This is a genomic window from Natronocella acetinitrilica (assembly GCF_024170285.1).
GTDB lineage: Bacteria > Pseudomonadota > Gammaproteobacteria > Nitrococcales > Aquisalimonadaceae > Natronocella > Natronocella acetinitrilica.
In genome coordinates this window covers 76426-94986 of record NZ_JALJXV010000001.1, presented here as the reverse complement: position 1 = coordinate 94986, position 18561 = coordinate 76426, and the positions used below count along the sequence as shown (strand labels likewise).

Below are 18561 nucleotides of genomic sequence, written 5' to 3'. Positions count from 1 at the left end.
GCTGTTCTGTTGGCTCCCGGTGGGTCGATTGCTGCGACTCGGCCCTCACCATACACCGGAGCAGGTTTCCGGTCATCGGGAGTCCTCAGCGGGATATCATCACGCCGACGCCGAACCGCACTCGGGGTTCAGCGGGTGCAGTCGCCCCACGGGCGGGCCATAGGTGCAGGGCGTCGGGCTCGATCACGGGAAATCGGTAATCGGCCTCGCCGATCTGTCCGGATACGATCTCGACGATCTCTCCCCGCACCGTGATCATGCGCCCGGCACGGTAGTCCTCCGGTTCGAGAAAGTCGGATTCCCGGACCAGAAACCGGCCCTGGGCGCTGGTGTCGGTACGCGGTTCCTCGTTGCGGTTGAGAGGGTAGGCGAGCACCTCCAGCAGGCTGCCGTCCTCCAGGCTGCGATTGTCGATGACCCGCCCGCCCCAGACCACGCGATCCCCGATAGCGCCATCACGGGCGGCCTGGGAGGCAATCAGCGTGGTGTTCAGCCCTTCCTCCCGGGACAGCCCCGGGCCGCTGGCGCAGCCGGTAAGCAGCAGCGCGATCAGGCTCGTTCCGATCAGAATCAATGCGTAACGGTTTAGCATGTCGGCCTACCAGCGTCTGAACGGGCGATAATGGGGGTGCCAGGGGTCATCCCACCAGGGGCGGTACCAGGGGTCATGCCAGCCATAGGGTGGTGGCTCCCGATAGACCAGCACCGGCTTCGGCCAGAGGTGATGACCTTCTACCTGCACTCGCGGGTAGTTGTAGCGGTAGTCGCCAACCTGCCGCCGCGTCGCACCGTCCAGGTGGCCGGACACGGTGATGTCCCGCCCCTGCTCGTAGATCGCCGGATCAACAAAGCCGGGAATGACTGCAAGGAAACGGCCGTCGCTGGTATCGGTGGTCCGGGGTCGGCTGTCCCGGTCCAGCGGTCTGAAGACGACTTCCACCAGCGTCTGGTCAGTGCGGTTTTCGACTCCGGCGATGGTACCACCCCAGCGGATACGCTTGCCGCGATGGGTGTCCGCATCCCGTGCCGCCGCGGCAAGGCCGGGGGCGTCGTCGTCGGGTGGCGCCTCCACGGCTGCCGGGATGGCGGCACAGCCGAGCAGCAGGCCGACGGGCAGCAAGAGCAAGAGCAGACGGATCACCACGGCCATATCCCTGACGACGATTAGTCGCTTGGACTGCTGAAACGACGGCGGTGTTCCCGCAGCCCGGCAGTGGCAACCAGGTAGACGCCCAGAACGATGAGCCCGAGGCCTGCAAGGCTGTTCAGGGTGATGGTCTCGCCAAGGGACAGGCTCGCGGCCACCAGGCCCACCGCCGGCACGCCCAGCGCCCCGACGGAGGTTGTCACGGCGGGCAGGTAGCGGGTGACCGTCAGCATGGCCCAGAAGCCGAAGCCTGCCGTGATCGGGCCGTTGTAGATGAGGATGGCGATGAATCCGGCGTGTTGCCAGGGCACTGGTTGCCAGCCTTCGAACCACAAAGTCAGTGGAACAATGCAGATGAGGCCGGCAAGAAACTGCCAGGGCGCCAGGGCCAGTGGAGAGCCCTTCTGACCCCGCGCCCGGACCATCACGATGGCAAGCGCCCAGCCCAGGGCGCCAAGCAGCAGCATCAGGTGTCCGGCGACCATGCCGGGTGTGGACCAGTCAAAGCCCCAGGGGCTCAGCATCACCAGCACGCCAAGCAGGCCGGCAGCGACGCCCAGGGCCCGCAAGTAGCCCAGGGTTTCCCCCAGGATCAACACACTCATGGGGGCGACCCAGACCGACATGGTGTAGCCGAGTATGGCGGATCGGCCTGCCGGCACCGTCTGGAGTGCCATGCTGACCAGGGCCAGATAGCCGGCCATCTGCAGTACACCCACCACGATCACCATGGGCCAGTCACGTCGGTGCGGCAGGCGCAGATCGCCCAGCAGGTAGGCAATGACCATGACGCTGAGCAGGCCGCTCAACAGGCGCAGGGATACAAAGGTCAGCGGTGACACCATTTCCAGTGCCACCTTCATGATGGGCCAGTTAATACCCCAGAGGACCACGACCACTGCGAACAGCAGGGCAGCGCGCGGCGTGGTCACGAGTTCAGTCGTCGCTTAGCAGTGCCAGCTGGCTGTTGGTCATTTCCTGCAGCTGGGCGAGCATGTTGCCGGTCTGGGAGCGGAAGTCGGCGATATACTGACTCGACACCGGTTCGCCGTTGGGCAGATTCACGGACATCGGGTTCTGGTGCGCGCCGTTGACCTTGAACTCGTAGTGCAGGTGTGGCCCGGTGGCGAGACCGGTGGCGCCCACGTAGCCGATCACCTGCCCCTGCTCTACCCGGGAACCATTGCGCAGGCCGTTGGCGTAGCGGGACATGTGCGCGTACAGCGTACGGATCTGGTTGGTGTGTTGAATGACCACGGTGTGGCCGTAGCCCCCGCGGCGACCCACATGCACCACGCGACCGTTGCCACTGGCCATGATCGGCGTACCCGTCGGTGCGGCAAAGTCGGTGCCGAGATGGGGGCGGCGGACCCCGAGCACCGGATGCTTGCGATTGCGATCAAAGCTGGAGCTGATGCGGGCATTCTGCACCGGGCGCCGGATGAAGGCCTTGCGCAGGTTCTCGCCGTTGGGCCCGTAGTAACCGCGGTTGCCGTCCGGATCCTCGTAGAACACCGCTTCGTGGCGTCGCCCGCGGTTGATGAAAGTCGCGGCCAGGATGCGGCCATCGCGGACCTTCTCGCCGTTCAGGAATTCTGCTTCGTAGATGATGGAAAACGCATCGCCGCCCCGGATATCCCGGTTGAAGTCCACCTGCCATTCGAAAATGGTCATCAACTCCATGATGTGGCGGTTTGACAGGCCGGCGCGCCGGCCGGATAGGTAAAGGGACCGGTCGATGGTGCCGGCTGCCTGCAGCTGGCGTGTCTCCAGCACTTCCTCATGCACGCTAACCGCGAACCCGCCGTCCTCATCCCGGTCGATCTGCAGGGTGCGGGTGTTGTCGAGCTTGTAACGCAAGGCGGCCAGCCCGCCTTCGTCGTGAAGGCGGAACAGAATCTCGTCGCCGGGGTAGATCCGGGTGAGAGCCTTCGCCTGATCATCGGCGTTGACCACCCGATGCAGCTCCGCCGCGCTCAGCCCCGCCCGGGAGAAAATCGCTGCCAGGCTGTCGCCACGCCGCACCTCCACGCGCTCGAAACTTTCTTCCGGCGGTGGCAGGCGCGCGGCGAGTTCGGAGACGATTGCGTCCACGGACGGGTCTGCAACGAACGGCAGGAAAGGCTCCATCCAGGCCTGCATTCCGGCCCAGCCGTTGCCCGCATCAGACGCGCCATTTTCCATCGGCCGTGGCACGGCAACTTCTCGCTGGGCCTCGTCAGCGCGACGCAATCTCAGTGATACAGGCCAGAAGCCCGAATCGTTGCCATCGTCGTAGTCGGCCCGGCCGTTGGCGTGATGTTCCTGCGGCTTGTCATCAACCCGCTTGTCTTCCGTCGATCCGTTGCTTGCGGCGGGCAGCGCGGTCAAGTGCTCGCCGTTCAGTGCAGGCAGCTCCAGCGGCAGCGATGTTCGCGTGGATTCCGCAGGGTGTGTCGGGCTGGCGGATGGTGTGGCCGCCGTCTCCTCGATACTGATGGCCGCCTGTTCACCTGGCGTCATGGCCAGGGCCAGCATGCCGGCGGCGGCCACTGCGACCGCGATGAAGACGGGTTTTCTGCGATTTGTGACGAGGCGCTGAACCGGTCCGCGCCGCCGCGAGGAGTCTTTGAAATCGAGATCGGTCAGTCGTGGTGGTCGCAAAATGACTCCTCCGGCGCGCTTCGCTCCGTGCTGGCTAGGCGCGGGATCCGTATGCTGGCTGTAACCCTATATCAGGGCTCTTTAGCGCTCAAGCACAAATGTTTTGCAAAATACTGGAACTGTTGGCTTTTGGCTACATGCCATCGCTCTCGGTTTGGAGGATGACCGTATTGTCTGCCGGCCATAATTCCAGCGTTTCATCCAGATCGTTGAGACTGTTGTAACGAATCATCGATTGGATTTCCGCGACGTAGTCCTCGCCTCGCTCGGAATAATTGGTCAGCGTGGTGGCCAGTTGCTCGCCACGCGGGACAGCGTCGGCACCGCGTGCCTGCGCCCGCATCAGGCGAAATTCGTGATAGGCATCGCCCACGTTGATGGTGTAGACGTAGTTGCGCACTGAAGCCTGCAGGTTGGGGAAGATGCGCACCCGATGGGTCGCCCCCTCGGCTCGCTGCTCTGGTACCAGGCCCTGGTCCGGCTGCCAGGTCCACACGCCGAACAGATTGTTTGCCTCGCGGGTAAACCGTGAGGTTCCCCAGCCGCTTTCGTTGGCGGCCTGAGCCAGGGCCATGTCCACCGGCACGGCATCGATACGGCGTAGCAGAGACTCGCGAAAAGCGTCGTCGTTGGGGTCACCGTCGACGCGAAACCGCTGCCCCAGGGTGGCCAGGGCGCGGTAGTCGGACGATTCCTCGGCGATCATGCCTTGAGCGAGCATCTCCTCCACACGCTGCCGGGTTTCCAGCATGCGCTGGTTCTCGGCCATGATCATGGGTAGCAGGCTGCGGAAGAACAGGGCCTTGCGGCGCTCCACCTCCAGCTCATCCATGGCTTGCGGGAAAGTCATGATCGCCACTGCCGGCACAGGACCCTCGGGCGGCCAGGCGAATTCAAGTGCGTCGAAGATGCGCTCGATTTCATCTGCCGACGCCGCCGGAAGTTCGATCATGCTTGGCAGCAGGTCAGCCCGCTCTCCGTAGGTCAACTCCGAGGGCAAGGGCGGAATGTCGTCTGGTAGTTCGGTTTCATCCTCCCGCAGCATCTGGGCGCCCACACTCAGCTGATGGGAGGCCAGACTCAGCCAGCCGAACCAGAGCGCGACACTCATCAGCACGAGTGCACCGCCAAGTACCAGCGTATGGCGCGCCCAGCTCCGGTGCGTCGTTGCGTTGTCCACGTTGCTCATAGTCGAACCTCTTTGGCTCCGGTGCCGCTCGAAGCGCCGCGGGGCGTGCAGCGGCCTGCCTGTCGTCGGGCTACTCCAGCGTCAGGATGTGACGCCATTGCTCCTCGGTGACGGGCATCACCGACAGACGATTACCGCGGCGAACCAGTGCCATGCCCTCGAGGGCCGGGTCCGCCTTCAACTCCGGCAAGGGAATGGTGCGCTTCAGGTGGCGCACGTAGCGAAGATCCACCATGAACCAGCGCGGTGCGTCCGGATCGCTCTTGGGGTCGTAATGGGGGTCGTTGGGATCGAAGGCGGTGTGGTCCGGGTAGCCTTCCCGCGACACCTCGGCGATGCCCACGATTCCCGGCACCTTGGTGTTGGAGTGATAGAAGAATACCTGATCGCCAACGCGCATCTCGTCACGCATCATGTTGCGTGCCTGGTAATTGCGCACCCCGTCCCAGTGTTCGGTCTGCTTGGGGCGGCCCTGCAGATCGTCGATACTGAATTCGTCGGGTTCGGACTTCATCAGCCAGTACTGCATGAATCTCTCCGCCTGCCAAAAGGCCGAGATTTTACACTATCCTGCGTGTTTGCTCAGTTGTCTGCCCGGTGGCGACGAATCCGCGATCCGTGGCAATGGCTGCCATCGCGACGTCCCACGACTCCGCCGGCACCTCGGGGCTTTGCTGGCAGCCGTGGGCCAGCCCGATGAGCAAGGGGCGTCCCCAGCGATGGCGCCGATGCAGGAAAGCGAAGGTCCGGTCGTAGAAGCCGCCACCCATACCCAGTCGATTACCCTGTGTGTCGAAGGCCACCAGAGGCATGAACACGCAGTCCATGCGGGATGGCGGCAGCAGCCGCGTGTTGACGGGTTCCGGAATGCCCAGAGGATTCCGCCGCAGGATGGTGCCGGGACGATAAAGCGCAAACCGCAGGCTACGGTCGCGGCGCAGTACTGGCAGGTAGACCCGCTTGCCAAGACGCCAGGCCATGGCGACCAGTTCGGCGGGATCGAGTTCGCCGTCGTTGGCAAGGTAGGCGGCGATATGGCGAGCTCGCAAGAAGCTGCGGGATCGGCTTACCAGCTTTGCCAGACGCGCTGCGGCGAGCCGCTGTTCACGGGGTGACAGCGCCCGGCGTCGCTGGCGCATGGCGCGCCGCAATCGGCTACGCAAATCGGAATGGCTTGCCATGGTCACGCTGTACGAAAGAGGTGGGCACCCCCCGCCTGCGCCGTGCGGAGCTCGCCCCTTGAACCCGACGGTTCAGGTGGGGACGATGAGCCATGCTTTAGGCTTTCCGCTCGTGGCGGACATGCGCACCAGACATGGCCACATCAGTTCCCCGGGCGATATCGTTGAGGGTCAAGGATTGCAATGCCCGCTCTCGAACGCCGCAGGGGATGCCTCACGAGCTATGGTGGGGGTTTGTGGCGGTAACTGCAAGCGGCGCGGCTCAGCCTTCGACTGTGCCGTTCAGCGCGGCAGCCAGCCGTTGATCCATGGTCCGGACGCGATCTTCTACCAGCGCGAGTACGCCGTCGTGTCGGGATTCAAGTTGCAGCATCTCGTGGGAGATGTTGAGTGCGGCCATGACCGCGATACGGTCCGCGCCCACGACCTTGCCTGAGTCACGGATCTCCTTCATGCGACGATTCAGGAATCCCGCAGCCCGCAGCAGCCCTTCACGCTCGTCTTCCGGGCAGGCGATCAGGTACTCCTTATCGAGAATCATGACCTTGACGGGTTCGGTGGACGCCTTCATCAATGCTGCTCCATCGCCTTCAAGCGGCTGATCATTGCCTCGATACGGGAGCGGGCGACCTCGTTTTTCTCAAGCAGGCCGGCTCGCTCAGCGTTCAGGGATTCCTGGGATTGGCGCAGCACCCGGTTCTCTTCGTCAAGACGACGACAGCGCTGCACCAGCACCTCGATGCGGTCCTCGAGTCGCCGGAGCTCTTCCCTGATATGTGTTGTGGCTTCGTCTGTCATGCCTGACCCCCACGCCCGCGGATGACCCGTCACGCGGTGCAACGATGCTAGGATAGCCGTTTTGGCCCCTGTTTCATACGTGAGCACAAGCGCTGCGGAGCGAGGCATGCAGAACACGCCCATTGACTACGACGATGTTCAGGCCGCGCTGTCCGCTGTCGGTTCTCCGATGGATGCTGCCGAGGCCCACGGCATACTCTGCGGCCTGTTTGCGGCGGCGGGTCAGGCGGACGCCGCCGGCTGGATGGCGCAGGTGCTGGACGGTACAGAGCCCCGCGGTGAGGAGGCCCGCCGCGTACTCGAAAGACTGGCATCGACCTACGATGAAACTCGCCGTGGTCTGGATGACTCCAATCTGTCGTTCGACCTGTTGCTGCCGGGTGACGCTACACCGCTGCACGAGCGGGCGGCGGCGCTGGGCGGCTGGTGCAGTGGCTTCCTGTTCGGTTTGGGAAGTGGCTCCGAGGCCAAAGCCCTGCCCAGCGGCGGCGATGTGGAAGAGGCGGTTGCCGGGCTTGCCGAGATCGCCCGGGTGGATGCCGAGGCCGCCGACGGCAGCGACGAAGCGGCATACTCCGAACTGGTCGAATTCGTGCGGGTGTCGGCGCTGATGATCCGCGAAAATCTGCAGCCGGTGACCCGCGCGAAGCCAGTCGATGTGCCGGGCGCGCCAGGCGGGCAGCGGCTTCATTGAGCCCCGGGCTCCATCGTTACACGAATCTGGAGGACACATGCAGCAGCAGGAATTCAGCCGACGCCGTCAGGAACTCATGAGCCTGATGGGCGAAGGCAGCGCCGCGGTGCTGGCCGCCGCGCCGGAGCGTATTCGCAATCGTGATGTGCACTATCGCTTTCGACAGGACAGCGACTTCCACTACCTGACGGGTTTCTCCGAGCCCGAGGCGGTACTGGTACTGGTGCCCGGGCGACCCCAGGGGGAGTTCATCCTGTTCTGTCGTGAACGCGACCCGGACCGGGAGATCTGGGATGGGCCACGCGCTGGACAGGACGGTGCCGTGCGGGACCATGGCGCTGACGATGCCTTTCCAATCGACGATATCGACGAGATCCTCCCCGGCCTGCTGGAGGGCAAGGAAAAGCTCTATTGCGTGCTCGGTGTCGACCCGGAGTTCGATCACGCCCTGTTCGGCTGGGTCAACCAGATTCGCGGTCGGGCCCGGGCCGGTGCCCGCGCCCCCGGCGAGTTCGTTGCGGTGGAGCATCATCTCCACGAAATGCGCCTGATCAAGAGCGCGGCGGAGATCGAGTTGATGCAGGAGGCGGCCACGGTTGCCGCTGCTGCTCATCGACGGGCCATGGAAGTCACCCGACCGGGCATGCATGAGTTCGAAGTCGAGGCGGAGTTTCAGGCCATCTTCCGCCGCCACAACGGCGAACACGCCTATCTGCCCATCGTCGGCGGTGGCCGCAATGGCTGCGTGCTGCATTACATCAACAATAATGCGGTGCTGAACGACGGCGAGTTGTTGCTCATCGACGCGGGCTGCGAACTGGATTGCTATGCGTCGGACATTACCCGCACCTTTCCGGTCAACGGGCGTTTCAGCGGCGAGCAGCGCGCCGTCTACGAGGTCGTCCTCGAGGCGCAGTTGCAGGCCATCGCCGCAGTGGCTCCCGGGGCGCACTGGAATCGCGCCCACGAAGTCGCCGTGCGGGTGTTGACCCAGGGCCTGAAGGATCTCGGTCTGCTCGAGGGGGAACTCGACGGGCTCATCGAGAGCGAAGCCTATCGGCCGTTCTACATGCACCGCACCGGCCACTGGCTGGGCATGGACGTCCATGACGTCGGCGACTACAAGCTCGGCGGGGAATGGCGGGAGCTCGAGCCTGGCATGGTGCTGACCATCGAGCCGGGGCTCTACATCAGCGACAGCATTCCCGAGGTGGACTCCCGCTGGCACAACATCGGCATTCGTATCGAGGATGACGTGGCGGTGACCCGCGACGGCCATCTGGTGCTCAGCGCCGCCGCGCCCAAGACCATGGACGACATTGAAAACCTGATGCGGCACTGAGCCTTCCATGCAGACCATGCCTGAAGTGGACGTATTGATCGTCGGCGGCGGCCTGGTGGGCGCGAGCCTGGCTCGCGCCCTTGCCGGTAGCCCGCTGCGCATCGCCTTGGCAGAGGCTGTGCCACCGGCCGACCCCGGTCAACCCAGCTTTGACGATCGCAGCACGGCTCTTGCCCCTACCAGCAGGCGCCTGTTCCAGGCCCTGGGGCGTTGGTCGGAGATTGCGCCGGAAGCTGCGCCGATCCGTGGCATTCACGTGTCCGATCAGGGGCGTTTCGGCGTCACCAGGCTGCGGGCAAGCGACGAGGGCCTGGAGACCCTGGGCCATGTGGCTCCCAATCGGGTTCTGGGGCGTGCCCTGGCTGCAGGGCTGGAAACCCAGGCCAACCTGCACTTGTATGCCCCGGCGAGGGTCACGGAGGTTGAGCAGAGTGACGCCGGTGTACGCGTAGGGCTCGATGGAGACGCGGTTCCCGAGCGCATTCATGCCCGGCTGGTGATTGCCGCCGATGGCAGCCGCTCCCGGTTACGCAAGCGACTGGGCCTTGCCCTCACGGAGCGCGATTACGGGCAGTCCGGCATCGTTGCCAATGTCGCGCCGGCCCGGGATCACGGTGGCTGGGCCTACGAACGGTTCACCCGGGAAGGTCCGCTCGCCGTGTTGCCCCAGACCGGTGGCCGCTGCGCGCTGGTGTGGACCATGAACACCGAGCGTGCAGATGCCGTGATGGCGCTGGATGACGATGCGTGCCTTGCGCAGTTGCAGCAGGCCTTCGGCTATCGCCTCGGTGCCTTTGTCAGGCTGGGTCGGCGTCAGGCCTACCCATTGCAGTTGCTGCGCATGCCCCGCCGGGTCGCCGGGCGGGTGCTGTTTGTTGGCAATGCGGCCCGCACGTTGCACCCAGTGGCCGGTCAGGGCTTCAACCTGGCTCTGCGGGACGTGGCGGAATTGGCTGAACGTCTTCACGCCGTCGCCTGTGCTGGTGGTGATCCCGGTGCGGCCGGCGTCCTGCACGACTACGAGCGCGCCAGGCAGGCCGACGAGGGCAGAGTGGTGGCGCTGACCGATGGGCTGGTTCGCCTGTTTTCCAACGCCAACCCGTTCCTGGCCCTGGGCCGCAACCTGGGCCTGTTGGCCATGGACCTGTTGCCGACGCTGCGCCGGGAGTTCGCCCACCAGGCCATGGGCCGCCGCGCGCGCTTGCCGCGACTCTCCCGGGGCCTGCCCCTGCAGATGATGGTGGACGATGGCACGTCCTGATTTCGATGTCTGTATTGCCGGTGGCGGCATGGTCGGCGCGGCAACCGCACTGGCCCTGGCTGACCATGGGCTGCGTATCGCCGTGGTCGAACCCAGGGGGGGCGCCAGGTGGCAGCAGGACGTCATGGATGAACGGGTGTCCTCGATCACCATTGCCAGTTGGCGACTATTGGTGCGCCTCGGCGCCTGGGACTTCATTCAAGCACGACGGGCATCACCCTTCGAGGCGATCCACACCTGGGATGACGATGGTGCCGTGCGCTTCCGGGCAGCGGATATTGGCGAGCCGCGCCTGGGCTGGATTATCGAGAACAGCCTGTTGCAGACGGCGCTGCTGGAACAACTCCAACTACGTGACGATGTGGAAATGCTGGCAGGGGCGGCGATTGCGGGCTGGACGCGCGAAGCCGACGGCCTGCGTGTGCGCCTGTCCGACGGCCGCCGGCTGGTCAGTCGTCTGCTGGTGGCCGCCGACGGCGGACGGTCCGCCGTGCGGGAGCAGGCCGGTATCGAGGTCCGGGAGCATGCCTACGGTCAGCAGGGTATCGTCGCGACGGTGACCACCGAACAGGGCCACGGCGGCATTGCCCGGCAGCGCTTTCTCGCCAGCGGCCCGCTGGCCCTGTTGCCCCTGGCGGACGGGCGCACGTCCCTGGTCTGGTCGGCGGACGACGGCACCGCCCGCGCCCTGCTTGCCATGGGCGATGCGGCCTTTGCCGAGGCGCTGGCGGATGGCATTGAGCGGGTGCTCGGCGCGGTGCTGTCGGTGACGCCGCGATTGGCGTTTCCACTACAGTCCCGCCTGGCGCAACGCTACATCGGCGAGCGCATCGCATTGGTGGGTGACGCCGCCCATGTGATCCATCCGCTGGCCGGGCAGGGTGTGAACCTGGGGCTGCTGGATGCTGCCGCCCTGGCGGAGACCGTTTGTCGGGGTGTGGCTGGTGCCGGTAGGCGGGATCCGGGTCGCGCCAGTGTGCTGCGGCGTTATGAACGCTGGCGTCGTGGAGACAATCGGCGCATGCAGTTTGCGATGGACGGTTTTCACTGGCTGTTTGCCAATGACGACCCCATCCGTCGGCGAGCGCGCAATCTTGGGTTCCAGTTGACGGATCGTTGCCCCCCGGCGAAGGCGTACTTCATGCGCCACGCCATGGGCCTGCGAGGAGAACTGCCGGCATTGATGCGGGAGCCTGTCTCTGCAGAATGCTAGGGCGAGACCGAACCGAACAGGATTTCCTGCATTTCGATGGCCTGCAGGTCGGCTTCGAGTTGAAGCTGTTCCGCAAGGCGCATGTCCACCATGATATGCGCCCGGGCGAAGGGGTGCAGGCGGGGTAGCCCGGTCTCTGCCTGGCGCGGCAGCACATGGCCTGGCTCTGCCTTGTCGGTCAGCGCGTCGGCGACGTGAATGACGCTGACCTCCAGCGGATAGCGAGCCGCACTATCCGGTGTATGGTGAAAGGCTGCTGCCTCGCGGTAGAGGTCCGGCAGACGCCAGTGTCGCAGCAATGCATCGCCCACCTGGCAGTGATCGAAGCCCAATGCCTCACGCTCCAGCCGGTAAAGGGGGCGCTCACCCTCTGCGCAGCGTTGCAGAATCTGGCGACTTTCTTCCTGCAGGCGATGGTAGATCGCCAGTTTGCCCAGGTCGTGCAACAGCCCGGCAATGAACAGGCTTTCCGGATCGCGATAGCCGATGTGGTTGCCGAGCCCCCGTGCCATGAGCCCGCAGCGAATGCTGTGGTGCCAGTAGCCTTCCAGGTCGAGCACGTCGGTGTCCAGGTGACGTAGCGCGCTGGACACCGACACGGTCAGCAACAGGTCGCGCAGCCCACGGGCTCCGAGGATGGTGACCGCCATGGGGATGTTGGTGATTCGGGAGGGGAATCCGTAGTAGGCAGTATTGACCACGGACAGCAACCGCCCTGTCAGCGCCGGATCCTGGGCCACCACCTGCGCCACGTCCGCCGTCGTCGAACCGGGGTCATCCAGCATTTGCGAGACGCGATAATAGACCGCCGGCAATGCGGCAAGCTTGGTCACGTCCTTGGCGAGGCTGTCGGGCGTCATCGCGGATCCAGTTATTGAAAACTATTCGAGTATAGCCCCGGCGTGTGTCAGGCCGTCACGCTTGATGTCACGTTCGCTTGCCGCGTTGTGAACTGGTTCACGCTTGACCCCCCCGGTGGTAGACAGTGTCGAGCAATGCGTCCAGTGAATCCAGTGGCGGTCCATGATGGCTGCTGCGGAACACCCAGGCGCGGCAGCCGTCGCCATCGCGCTGTTTGTCGGCCAGGGCCGTGGTGTCCGCGCCCGCACCGGGCGGCAGGCTGTAGGTGGCAAGCCCTGGCTGGTAGTAGCGTTCAAGGGCACGTCGCCAGGCGCTGGTATCCGCAGGTTCGCCGCGAAGCACAACCTGCCGGGGCGCATGCAGATGTTCGTCCAGCGCCTGCGCCAGCGAGGGGCAGGCGCCAGGCTGCTCCTCGAGGATGTCCCAGGCGGCGCGCAACGCCCGGTCGGCGGCATTGAGGTAACGCGGCTCACTCAGCAGGCAGCCGAGCCGGCGAAGCCCGGAAACTGCCGCGGAGGTCGCCGTGGGCATGCCATTGTCCGCCAGAGCGGTGGCGTAGTCCTTCACGGGAGCCTCGCCGCCGGCGTCGGTAGCCAGCAGCGTGCCGTCTTCGCCCTGGAAGTCATCGACAAGGTCATCAGCAAGGCGCTGGGCCAGTTGCAGGGCCTCGTCTGACCAGCGACTCTGCAGCAACTCCAGTGTCGCCGTCAGCATGAACGCCGTGTCTTCGAGGAACCCGTTTTTGGCGATATCCTCACCCCGACGCTCGCTGCACACGCGATCCGCCCTGCACACGGTGTCGTGCAGGGCCTGCCACGCGCCTTCAGCCGCGTCGATCCAGTGCTGCTCTTCCAGTATGCGGCCAGCTCTGGCAAGCGTCCTGACCGCGAGCGCGTTCCAGCTCGTCCGTACCGTCTGATCCAGGCTGGGTCGGGGTCGTCGCAACCGCGCCGTATACAGTTTGTGGCGAGCACGCCGCAGTCTTTCAAGCACCAGGTCGCGGGGCTCGCGCAGACGCTTGCTCAGTTCCGACACCGAGGCATAAACGTGGAAGTGCCAGCGATCACCGACATTCGGATCGTCATCCAGCCCGAAGCGCCGTTCGATCAGCCGGTACTCCGCCGCGTTGAGCACACGCCTTGCCTCGTCTGGCGTCCAGGTATAGTAGCGGCCCTCACCGCCATCGGACTCGGCTGCCAGTGTCGAGTAGAAGCTGCCCTGGTCGTCCCGCATCTCCCGTAACAGCCACTCGGCGGTCTCCCGGGCAATGCGGGCATAGAAGTCGTCGCCGGTGGCCTGGTAGGCGTCGGCGTACAGGCCGAGCAGCAGGGCGTTGTCGCTCAGCGTCTTCTCGAAGTGGGGGACCATCCACCAGGGATCCACCGAATAGCGTGCAAAGCCACCGCCGATCTGGTCATTGATACCCCCCAGGGCCATGCGTCGCAGTGTCGTGCATGCCATGTGCAGGGCCTGGCGGTCACCGTGGCGGCCGTAGCGCGCCAGCAGGAAGTCCAGTGTTGACGCCTGGGGATACTTGGGTGGATCGCTGAAGCCGCCGAGGTGGCCATCGAAGGCCGCTGCGATGTCGGCCCGGGCCTGCTCGATGGGCATGGACGACAGCGGGGCTTCCTTGCTCATGCCGGCTCCTTTGGTGTCATGACGGGATGCTACCATGTGGACATGTCTCGCGAACCAATGGATTACCGCCCAGCATGCAACTCGAAGCGGACGGTTGGCTGACGTCGGTCCGGCGGCTGGCGTCGCCTAATGCCGATGAACGGCCGCCGGGAACCAGCATTGATCTGCTCGTCATCCACTGCATCAGCCTGCCGCCTGAACGATACGGGGGGCCATGGATCGATGCCCTGTTCACGAATACCCTCGATTGCGACGCCCACCCCTATTTCGAGGGGTTGCGCGGCCTGCGTGTCTCCAGCCATCTGCTGCTCCGTCGCGATGGCAGCCTGACCCAGTATGTGGCCCTGCATCGGCGTGCCTGGCATGCCGGTGTGTCTGTCTGGGAAGGCAGGGAGCGATGCAATGACTATTCCATCGGCATCGAGCTCGAGGGGGATGAACAAACCCCCTACACCGTGCGCCAGTACCGGCGCCTCGCAAGCCTGACACGGGTGCTCACCAGGGCCTATCCGGCGATTACGCCTGCGCGGATCGTGGGACACAGCGATATTGCTCCGGATAGAAAGACTGACCCGGGTCCGAGCTTCAATTGGGAGCGTTATCGTCGTTCATTGCACCAGCTTGGGGCTTGAATCGTCCTGGCCGGGGGGCTGGCGGATCAGGCCGGCTTCATGGCTACGGGACATTTCACGGTGGTGCGGCGGGCGTCGGCATCCAGTTGAATCGCGGTGAGCTCACCGCCCCAGAGACAACCGGTATCAATGGAGATCACGTCCGGCTGGTCATAGAAGCCGAGGGTGGACCAATGGCCGGTTACCAGGCGGGTGCCGGTGGGCAGCGGGTGCCGATGGGGGACATGAAACCAGGGCAGGTAGTCCGGGGGCTGGCTGCCGGGTTCGCCCTTGAAATCCAGCAGCAGGCTCCCGTCCGGTGCGCAGTAACGCATGCGGGTCAGTGCGTTGATGATGTAACGCTGCCGATCCCAGCCCCTGAGGGCGGGATCCCACTGTGCCGGATCATTGCCGTAGATTTCTGCCATGAACAGGTTGAACTCGTCTCCCCGTAGTACCTCTTCGGCCTCCCGGGCGCAGGCCCGGGCAACGTCCAGCGTCCACGGCGGGGCGATACCGGCATGGGTCATGACATAGCCAAGTGTGGGATCTTCATGCATGAGCGGTTGGCGCCGAAGCCAGTTCATCAGCTCGTCTCGGTCAGGTGCCTGGAGTACGTCCGCCACAGTGTCCGAACTCTTGAGCCCGGAGGCGCCGGCCCAGATAGCGAGCAGGTGCAGGTCATGGTTGCCGAGCACGGTCACCACGTGATCGCCCATTGCCTTTACGTAGCGCAGGACTTCCAGGGACTGCGGACCGCGATTCACCAGGTCGCCGGTCAGCCACAGGCGATCCCGCCCCGGACGGAAATCAAGCCGTTCCAGCAGTTCGAGGAACTGCGGATGACAGCCCTGGATGTCGCCAATGCAGTAGGTCGCCACGATCAACTCCGGCAGTGGTGGGCGAGGTCTCGCATCAATGCAGCGTTCTGGGCATGGCCAGCGTGAAAGCCGGAATGGCGGCGGTAAAGGTGGTGCCGTCATCGGCGATCAGTTCATAACTGCCTTCCATGCTGCCCACCGGCGTATTGAGCATGGCACCGCTGGTATAGCGGAACTGATCCCCCGGGCCGAGCAGGGGTTGTTCGCCGACAACGCCTTCGCCACTGACTTCCCGCCGCTCGCCATTGGCATCCGTGATGATCCAGTGCCGACGCACCAGTTTTGCCGCCATCTCGCCCAGATTTTGAATGGTCACCGTATAGCTGAATACGTAACGATCCTCCTGGGGAGCGGACTCCTGGTCCAGATAGGCGGGTTCCACCTCAACGCGGATGCTGTAGCGAGACGAGTCGGTCATCGGTCGCGGGTCTTCCTGTGCTGAACGTGTCGATTCGGTGAGTGGCGCCGGTTGCAGGGCGCCGTCTCCAGCATGAGCAGTGTAACGGCAGTGGTGCAGTGCGGGAAAGTCGGCCCTTGGCGATCCGGTCCCGAGAGCCGTTTTCGGACATGAAACAGACAGATAATCAGCGGGATGCGACGGACGTCCGTTGATAAATGAGACCGTTGACACAGTCTCCGGGCGGTCAATGCCTTATAAAACTGGACCATGGACTACAAACAACGACGTTATCCCCGGCCTGATCCGGTGCTCCTGCTCGCCGTCGGCGTCGCCGTGGCTGTGCTCCTGACCCTGCTGTAGGGCCGGGCAGGTAGACAGGGAATTCTCTAGATGCGCACTGCGAGCACGTCGCAGCGTGCACCTTGCAGCACCGCGCTGGCTGTGGACCCCAGCAGCAGCGCCAGCCCATGCCGGCCGTGACTACCCACCACGATCAGGTCGCAGCCCAGTGCTTCGGCGTGATTGACGATTTCCTGTCGGGTGTAGCCTGCGGTGACGGTACGGTCGGCATCGGGAAACCCCATGCGTGCGGCAGTGCGCTTCAGGCGATCCTCGGCGCTGCGCAGCATGCCCTCGTGGACGTCCACCTGTGGCGGCCCAAGAAACTCCCCCACCGCGTCTACTGGCACATGCTCCACCACATGCAGCAGGTGCAGCGGCGCATCATGACGCCTTGAAATGTCCGCAGCGCGGGCGCAAACGCGATCGGCATCTTCGCTGAAATCCACGCACAGCATGATGCGTGTGTACTTGGGGGCTTGTTCCATGCAGTTCGTCCTCCAGGCTCATGCGCCGTCAACCGAGCGGCTCTCTGCCCAGTATACGTATCGACAGTTTCGGCGGAAGTCCGTTGCGTCAGGGCGGGGAGGATGCGTTGGCCAGCCGGACAAACTGCCCCACGGTGAGCTGTTCAGCGCGGGCCCCGGGATCGATGCCGGCGGTGCTGATCAACCCGGCGTCGATCACGCCTGCAAGGGCACGGCGCAGTGTCTTGCGCCGCTGTCCGAAGGCGGCGGCAACCACGGTGGCGAGGCGTTGCTGGTCGCATGCAGGCAGATCAGGCGACTTCGGCGTGAGCCGGACAATGGCCGATTCTACCTTGGGTGCGGGGTTGAAGGCGCCGGGCGGCACCCGGAACAGGGCTTCAACCTCGCAGGCGTACTGGATCATCACCGACAGACGACCGTAGGTTTTGCTGCCTGGCTGGGCGGCCATGCGTTCCACTACCTCTCGCTGCAGCATGAAGTGCATGTCCAGCACCAGGTCGGCCTGTTTGAGCAGGTGGAAGAGCAGCGGCGTGGAAATATTGTAGGGCAGGTTGCCGATCAGCCTTAGGCGACCTGCCCCGCCGTGGCACTGACGGAAGTCGAAGCGCAGGGCGTCGCCCTGATGAAGGACGAGCTCGCCATGTCCGGCGCAGCGTGCTTGCAGGCGCGGTACCAGGTCACGGTCCATCTCCACAGCCTCGAGGCTTCCGGCGGCATCAAGCAGGGGCAGGGTGAGCGCCCCCTGGCCAGGTCCGATCTCCACCAGGTGATCGCCGGGGCGGGGCTGTACGGCGGCGATGATTCGCTGGATGACGCCACGGTCGTGGAGAAAATTCTGTCCGAAGCGTTTGCGGGCCCGATGGCCGGCGAAGTCGTTCATTGCGAGCGGCTTGCATGCACCATGGCAATGGCGCTGTGCAGAGCGGCCACCAGGCTGCCGGCATCCGCCCGACCCGTGCCGGCCAGATCGAGGGCCGTGCCGTGGTCCACCGAGGTGCGGATGATGGGCAGCCCCAGGGTGATATTCACGGCGTGGCCGAAACCCACGTGTTTCAGAACCGGAAGGCCCTGGTCGTGGTACATGGCCAGCACCGCGTCGGCGCCCTCAAGGACGCGTGGGGTGAACAGTGTATCGGCGGGTAACGGGCCCACCAGGTCCAGGCCTTCGGCGCGAAGTCGCTCCAGGCAGGGGATGATGATATCGAGCTCTTCCCGGCCCAGGTGCCCGCCCTCCCCGGCGTGGGGGTTGAGGCCACAGACCAGGATGCGGGGCGTCTCCAGGCCCATGCGCGCGCGTAGATCCCGATGCAGGATACGCAACACCTCGCTGAGCCCCGGCTCGTTGATGGCGTCGGCGACCTCTCTCAGGGGCAGATGCGTGGTGGCAAGGGCAACCCGCAGGTTGTCAGCGGCCAGCAGCATCACCGGCCGCGGCGCGCCGGTGAGTTCGGCGAAGAACTCGGTGTGGCCAGTGAAGTGAATGCCTGCGTCATTGATGACGCTCTTTTGAACCGGACCGGTGACCACGGCGTCGTAGACCCCGTCGAGGCAGCCCTGCCCGGCCTGTCGCAGCATGTCGAGCACAGCCTGGGCGTTGCGCTGGTCGAGGTGACCGGCGGCAACCGCCACCGCCGTCGGGCAGTCTGCGAGGCGCAGCGTTCCCGGTCGATGGGGTTCGGCGTTGCCGTCGTCGCTGATCAACTCCAACGGCATATCCAGTTCCACGGCCCTGGCCCTGAGCGTTTCACCGCAGCCGACGGCAACCAGGCTGGCTTCCCATGGCTGCTGTGCAATGGCCAGACAGAGGTCCGGGCCAATGCCCGCCGGCTCACCCAGGGTGAGTGCGATGCGCGGCGCTGCTGACTGGCCCATGGT

General features: G+C 64.8%; 21 protein-coding genes and 1 other RNA gene. 5 read left to right on the top strand and 17 right to left on the bottom strand.

What is annotated here, in order from left to right; genetic code table 11:
* Positions 1-85: 85 nt before the first annotated feature.
* From J2T57_RS00480 to J2T57_RS00435, 10 genes are all read right to left on the bottom strand, one after another.
* Positions 86-592, bottom strand: a complete 507-nt coding sequence (locus tag J2T57_RS00480) for a Slp family lipoprotein (RefSeq protein WP_253472624.1) — start codon at positions 590-592, stop codon at positions 86-88.
* Between the two features lie 6 nt (positions 593-598).
* Positions 599-1150 carry a Slp family lipoprotein gene (locus J2T57_RS00475; protein ID WP_253472623.1) on the bottom strand — a complete coding sequence of 184 codons (552 nt, stop codon included), beginning with the start codon at positions 1148-1150 and terminating at the stop codon, positions 599-601.
* Positions 1151-1164: 14 nt separating this feature from the next.
* Entirely contained in the window at positions 1165-2079 is a 915-nt protein-coding gene (locus J2T57_RS00470) for a DMT family transporter (RefSeq protein ID WP_253472621.1), read from the bottom strand.
* 4 nt (positions 2080-2083) lie between these two features.
* Complete coding sequence (locus J2T57_RS00465) at positions 2084-3679, bottom strand: OapA family protein (protein WP_253472619.1); 1596 nt, start codon at positions 3677-3679, stop codon at positions 2084-2086.
* A gap of 244 nt (positions 3680-3923) precedes the next feature.
* A complete protein-coding gene (locus J2T57_RS00460) occupies positions 3924-4979 on the bottom strand; it encodes a glucosaminidase domain-containing protein (protein WP_253472617.1) in 1056 nt (351 codons plus the stop codon).
* Positions 4980-5049: 70 nt separating this feature from the next.
* Positions 5050-5508 carry an EVE domain-containing protein gene (locus J2T57_RS00455; protein WP_253472615.1) on the bottom strand — a complete coding sequence of 153 codons (459 nt, stop codon included), beginning with the start codon at positions 5506-5508 and terminating at the stop codon, positions 5050-5052.
* 31 nt (positions 5509-5539) lie between these two features.
* A complete protein-coding gene (locus J2T57_RS00450) occupies positions 5540-6142 on the bottom strand; it encodes a 5-formyltetrahydrofolate cyclo-ligase (protein ID WP_253472613.1) in 603 nt (200 codons plus the stop codon).
* A gap of 42 nt (positions 6143-6184) precedes the next feature.
* Positions 6185-6372: non-coding RNA, 6S RNA (gene ssrS / locus J2T57_RS00445), on the bottom strand.
* Positions 6373-6422: 50 nt separating this feature from the next.
* Positions 6423-6731, bottom strand: coding sequence for a cell division protein ZapA (locus J2T57_RS00440; protein WP_253472611.1), 309 nt, complete (start codon positions 6729-6731; stop codon positions 6423-6425).
* On the bottom strand, positions 6731-6958 hold the full coding sequence (locus tag J2T57_RS00435) for a TIGR02449 family protein (protein WP_253472609.1): 228 nt from the start codon (positions 6956-6958) through the stop codon (positions 6731-6733). The genes J2T57_RS00440 and J2T57_RS00435 overlap by 1 nt, the downstream gene beginning before the upstream one ends.
* A gap of 106 nt (positions 6959-7064) precedes the next feature.
* On the opposite strand from J2T57_RS00435, the gene J2T57_RS00430 reads away from it, so the two are divergent.
* The 4 genes from J2T57_RS00430 to J2T57_RS00415 are packed head-to-tail and all read left to right on the top strand — an operon-like array spanning position 7065 to position 11468.
* The gene (locus J2T57_RS00430; RefSeq protein ID WP_253472607.1) at positions 7065-7652 is read left to right on the top strand and encodes a UPF0149 family protein; all 588 of its coding nucleotides are present in this window, start codon (positions 7065-7067) and stop codon (positions 7650-7652) included.
* A gap of 37 nt (positions 7653-7689) precedes the next feature.
* Positions 7690-8994, top strand: coding sequence for an aminopeptidase P N-terminal domain-containing protein (locus J2T57_RS00425; RefSeq protein ID WP_253472605.1), 1305 nt, complete (start codon positions 7690-7692; stop codon positions 8992-8994).
* Positions 8995-9001: 7 nt separating this feature from the next.
* On the top strand, positions 9002-10255 hold the full coding sequence (ubiH, locus tag J2T57_RS00420; protein ID WP_253472603.1) for a 2-octaprenyl-6-methoxyphenyl hydroxylase: 1254 nt from the start codon (positions 9002-9004) through the stop codon (positions 10253-10255).
* The gene (locus J2T57_RS00415; RefSeq protein ID WP_253472601.1) at positions 10242-11468 is read left to right on the top strand and encodes a UbiH/UbiF/VisC/COQ6 family ubiquinone biosynthesis hydroxylase; all 1227 of its coding nucleotides are present in this window, start codon (positions 10242-10244) and stop codon (positions 11466-11468) included. The genes ubiH and J2T57_RS00415 overlap by 14 nt, the downstream gene beginning before the upstream one ends.
* Here the strand turns inward: J2T57_RS00415 and J2T57_RS00410 are convergent.
* Positions 11465-12328 (bottom strand): HDOD domain-containing protein, encoded by an 864-nt coding sequence (locus tag J2T57_RS00410; RefSeq protein ID WP_253472599.1) that lies wholly within the window; start codon positions 12326-12328, stop codon positions 11465-11467. The two genes, J2T57_RS00415 and J2T57_RS00410, sit on opposite strands and share 4 nt — an antisense overlap.
* A gap of 97 nt (positions 12329-12425) precedes the next feature.
* On the bottom strand, positions 12426-13967 hold the full coding sequence (locus tag J2T57_RS00405) for a thioredoxin domain-containing protein (RefSeq protein ID WP_253472597.1): 1542 nt from the start codon (positions 13965-13967) through the stop codon (positions 12426-12428).
* Positions 13968-14041: 74 nt separating this feature from the next.
* On the opposite strand from J2T57_RS00405, the gene ampD reads away from it, so the two are divergent.
* Positions 14042-14599 (top strand): 1,6-anhydro-N-acetylmuramyl-L-alanine amidase AmpD, encoded by a 558-nt coding sequence (gene ampD, locus J2T57_RS00400; RefSeq protein WP_253472595.1) that lies wholly within the window; start codon positions 14042-14044, stop codon positions 14597-14599.
* A gap of 26 nt (positions 14600-14625) precedes the next feature.
* Here the strand turns inward: ampD and J2T57_RS00395 are convergent, their stop codons facing one another.
* The 5 genes from J2T57_RS00395 to pdxA all read right to left on the bottom strand — a co-directional run bounded on the left by J2T57_RS00395 (position 14626) and on the right by pdxA (position 18558).
* A complete protein-coding gene (locus J2T57_RS00395; protein ID WP_253472592.1) occupies positions 14626-15459 on the bottom strand; it encodes a symmetrical bis(5'-nucleosyl)-tetraphosphatase in 834 nt (277 codons plus the stop codon).
* Between the two features lie 34 nt (positions 15460-15493).
* Positions 15494-15877, bottom strand: a complete 384-nt coding sequence (gene apaG, locus J2T57_RS00390; protein WP_253472589.1) for a Co2+/Mg2+ efflux facilitator ApaG/CorD — start codon at positions 15875-15877, stop codon at positions 15494-15496.
* 368 nt (positions 15878-16245) lie between these two features.
* The gene (locus J2T57_RS00385; RefSeq protein ID WP_253472586.1) at positions 16246-16686 is read right to left on the bottom strand and encodes a universal stress protein; all 441 of its coding nucleotides are present in this window, start codon (positions 16684-16686) and stop codon (positions 16246-16248) included.
* 88 nt (positions 16687-16774) lie between these two features.
* Entirely contained in the window at positions 16775-17566 is a 792-nt protein-coding gene (rsmA, locus tag J2T57_RS00380) for a 16S rRNA (adenine(1518)-N(6)/adenine(1519)-N(6))-dimethyltransferase RsmA (RefSeq protein WP_253472583.1), read from the bottom strand.
* Entirely contained in the window at positions 17563-18558 is a 996-nt protein-coding gene (pdxA, locus tag J2T57_RS00375; protein ID WP_253472580.1) for a 4-hydroxythreonine-4-phosphate dehydrogenase PdxA, read from the bottom strand. The genes rsmA and pdxA overlap by 4 nt, the downstream gene beginning before the upstream one ends.
* Positions 18559-18561 lie beyond the last annotated feature (3 nt).

Excerpts from the sequence above, each read along its gene's own strand:
- J2T57_RS00480 (WP_253472624.1), bottom strand. The coding sequence starts at position 592 with ATGCTAAACCGTTACGCATTGATTCTGATCGGAACGAGCCTGATCGCG.
- J2T57_RS00475 (WP_253472623.1), bottom strand. The coding sequence starts at position 1,150 with ATGGCCGTGGTGATCCGTCTGCTCTTGCTCTTGCTGCCCGTCGGCCTG.
- J2T57_RS00460 (WP_253472617.1), bottom strand. The coding sequence starts at position 4,979 with ATGAGCAACGTGGACAACGCAACGACGCACCGGAGCTGGGCGCGCCAT.
- J2T57_RS00455 (WP_253472615.1), bottom strand. The coding sequence starts at position 5,508 with ATGCAGTACTGGCTGATGAAGTCCGAACCCGACGAATTCAGTATCGAC.
- J2T57_RS00440 (WP_253472611.1), bottom strand. The coding sequence starts at position 6,731 with ATGAAGGCGTCCACCGAACCCGTCAAGGTCATGATTCTCGATAAGGAG.
- J2T57_RS00435 (WP_253472609.1), bottom strand. The coding sequence starts at position 6,958 with ATGACAGACGAAGCCACAACACATATCAGGGAAGAGCTCCGGCGACTC.
- J2T57_RS00430 (WP_253472607.1), top strand. The coding sequence starts at position 7,065 with ATGCAGAACACGCCCATTGACTACGACGATGTTCAGGCCGCGCTGTCC.
- J2T57_RS00425 (WP_253472605.1), top strand. The coding sequence starts at position 7,690 with ATGCAGCAGCAGGAATTCAGCCGACGCCGTCAGGAACTCATGAGCCTG.
- ubiH (WP_253472603.1), top strand. The coding sequence starts at position 9,002 with ATGCAGACCATGCCTGAAGTGGACGTATTGATCGTCGGCGGCGGCCTG.
- J2T57_RS00415 (WP_253472601.1), top strand. The coding sequence starts at position 10,242 with ATGGCACGTCCTGATTTCGATGTCTGTATTGCCGGTGGCGGCATGGTC.
- J2T57_RS00410 (WP_253472599.1), bottom strand. The coding sequence starts at position 12,328 with ATGACGCCCGACAGCCTCGCCAAGGACGTGACCAAGCTTGCCGCATTG.
- J2T57_RS00405 (WP_253472597.1), bottom strand. The coding sequence starts at position 13,967 with ATGAGCAAGGAAGCCCCGCTGTCGTCCATGCCCATCGAGCAGGCCCGG.
- ampD (WP_253472595.1), top strand. The coding sequence starts at position 14,042 with ATGCAACTCGAAGCGGACGGTTGGCTGACGTCGGTCCGGCGGCTGGCG.
- apaG (WP_253472589.1), bottom strand. The coding sequence starts at position 15,877 with ATGACCGACTCGTCTCGCTACAGCATCCGCGTTGAGGTGGAACCCGCC.
- J2T57_RS00385 (WP_253472586.1), bottom strand. The coding sequence starts at position 16,686 with ATGGAACAAGCCCCCAAGTACACACGCATCATGCTGTGCGTGGATTTC.
- rsmA (WP_253472583.1), bottom strand. The coding sequence starts at position 17,566 with ATGAACGACTTCGCCGGCCATCGGGCCCGCAAACGCTTCGGACAGAAT.
- pdxA (WP_253472580.1), bottom strand. The coding sequence starts at position 18,558 with ATGGGCCAGTCAGCAGCGCCGCGCATCGCACTCACCCTGGGTGAGCCG.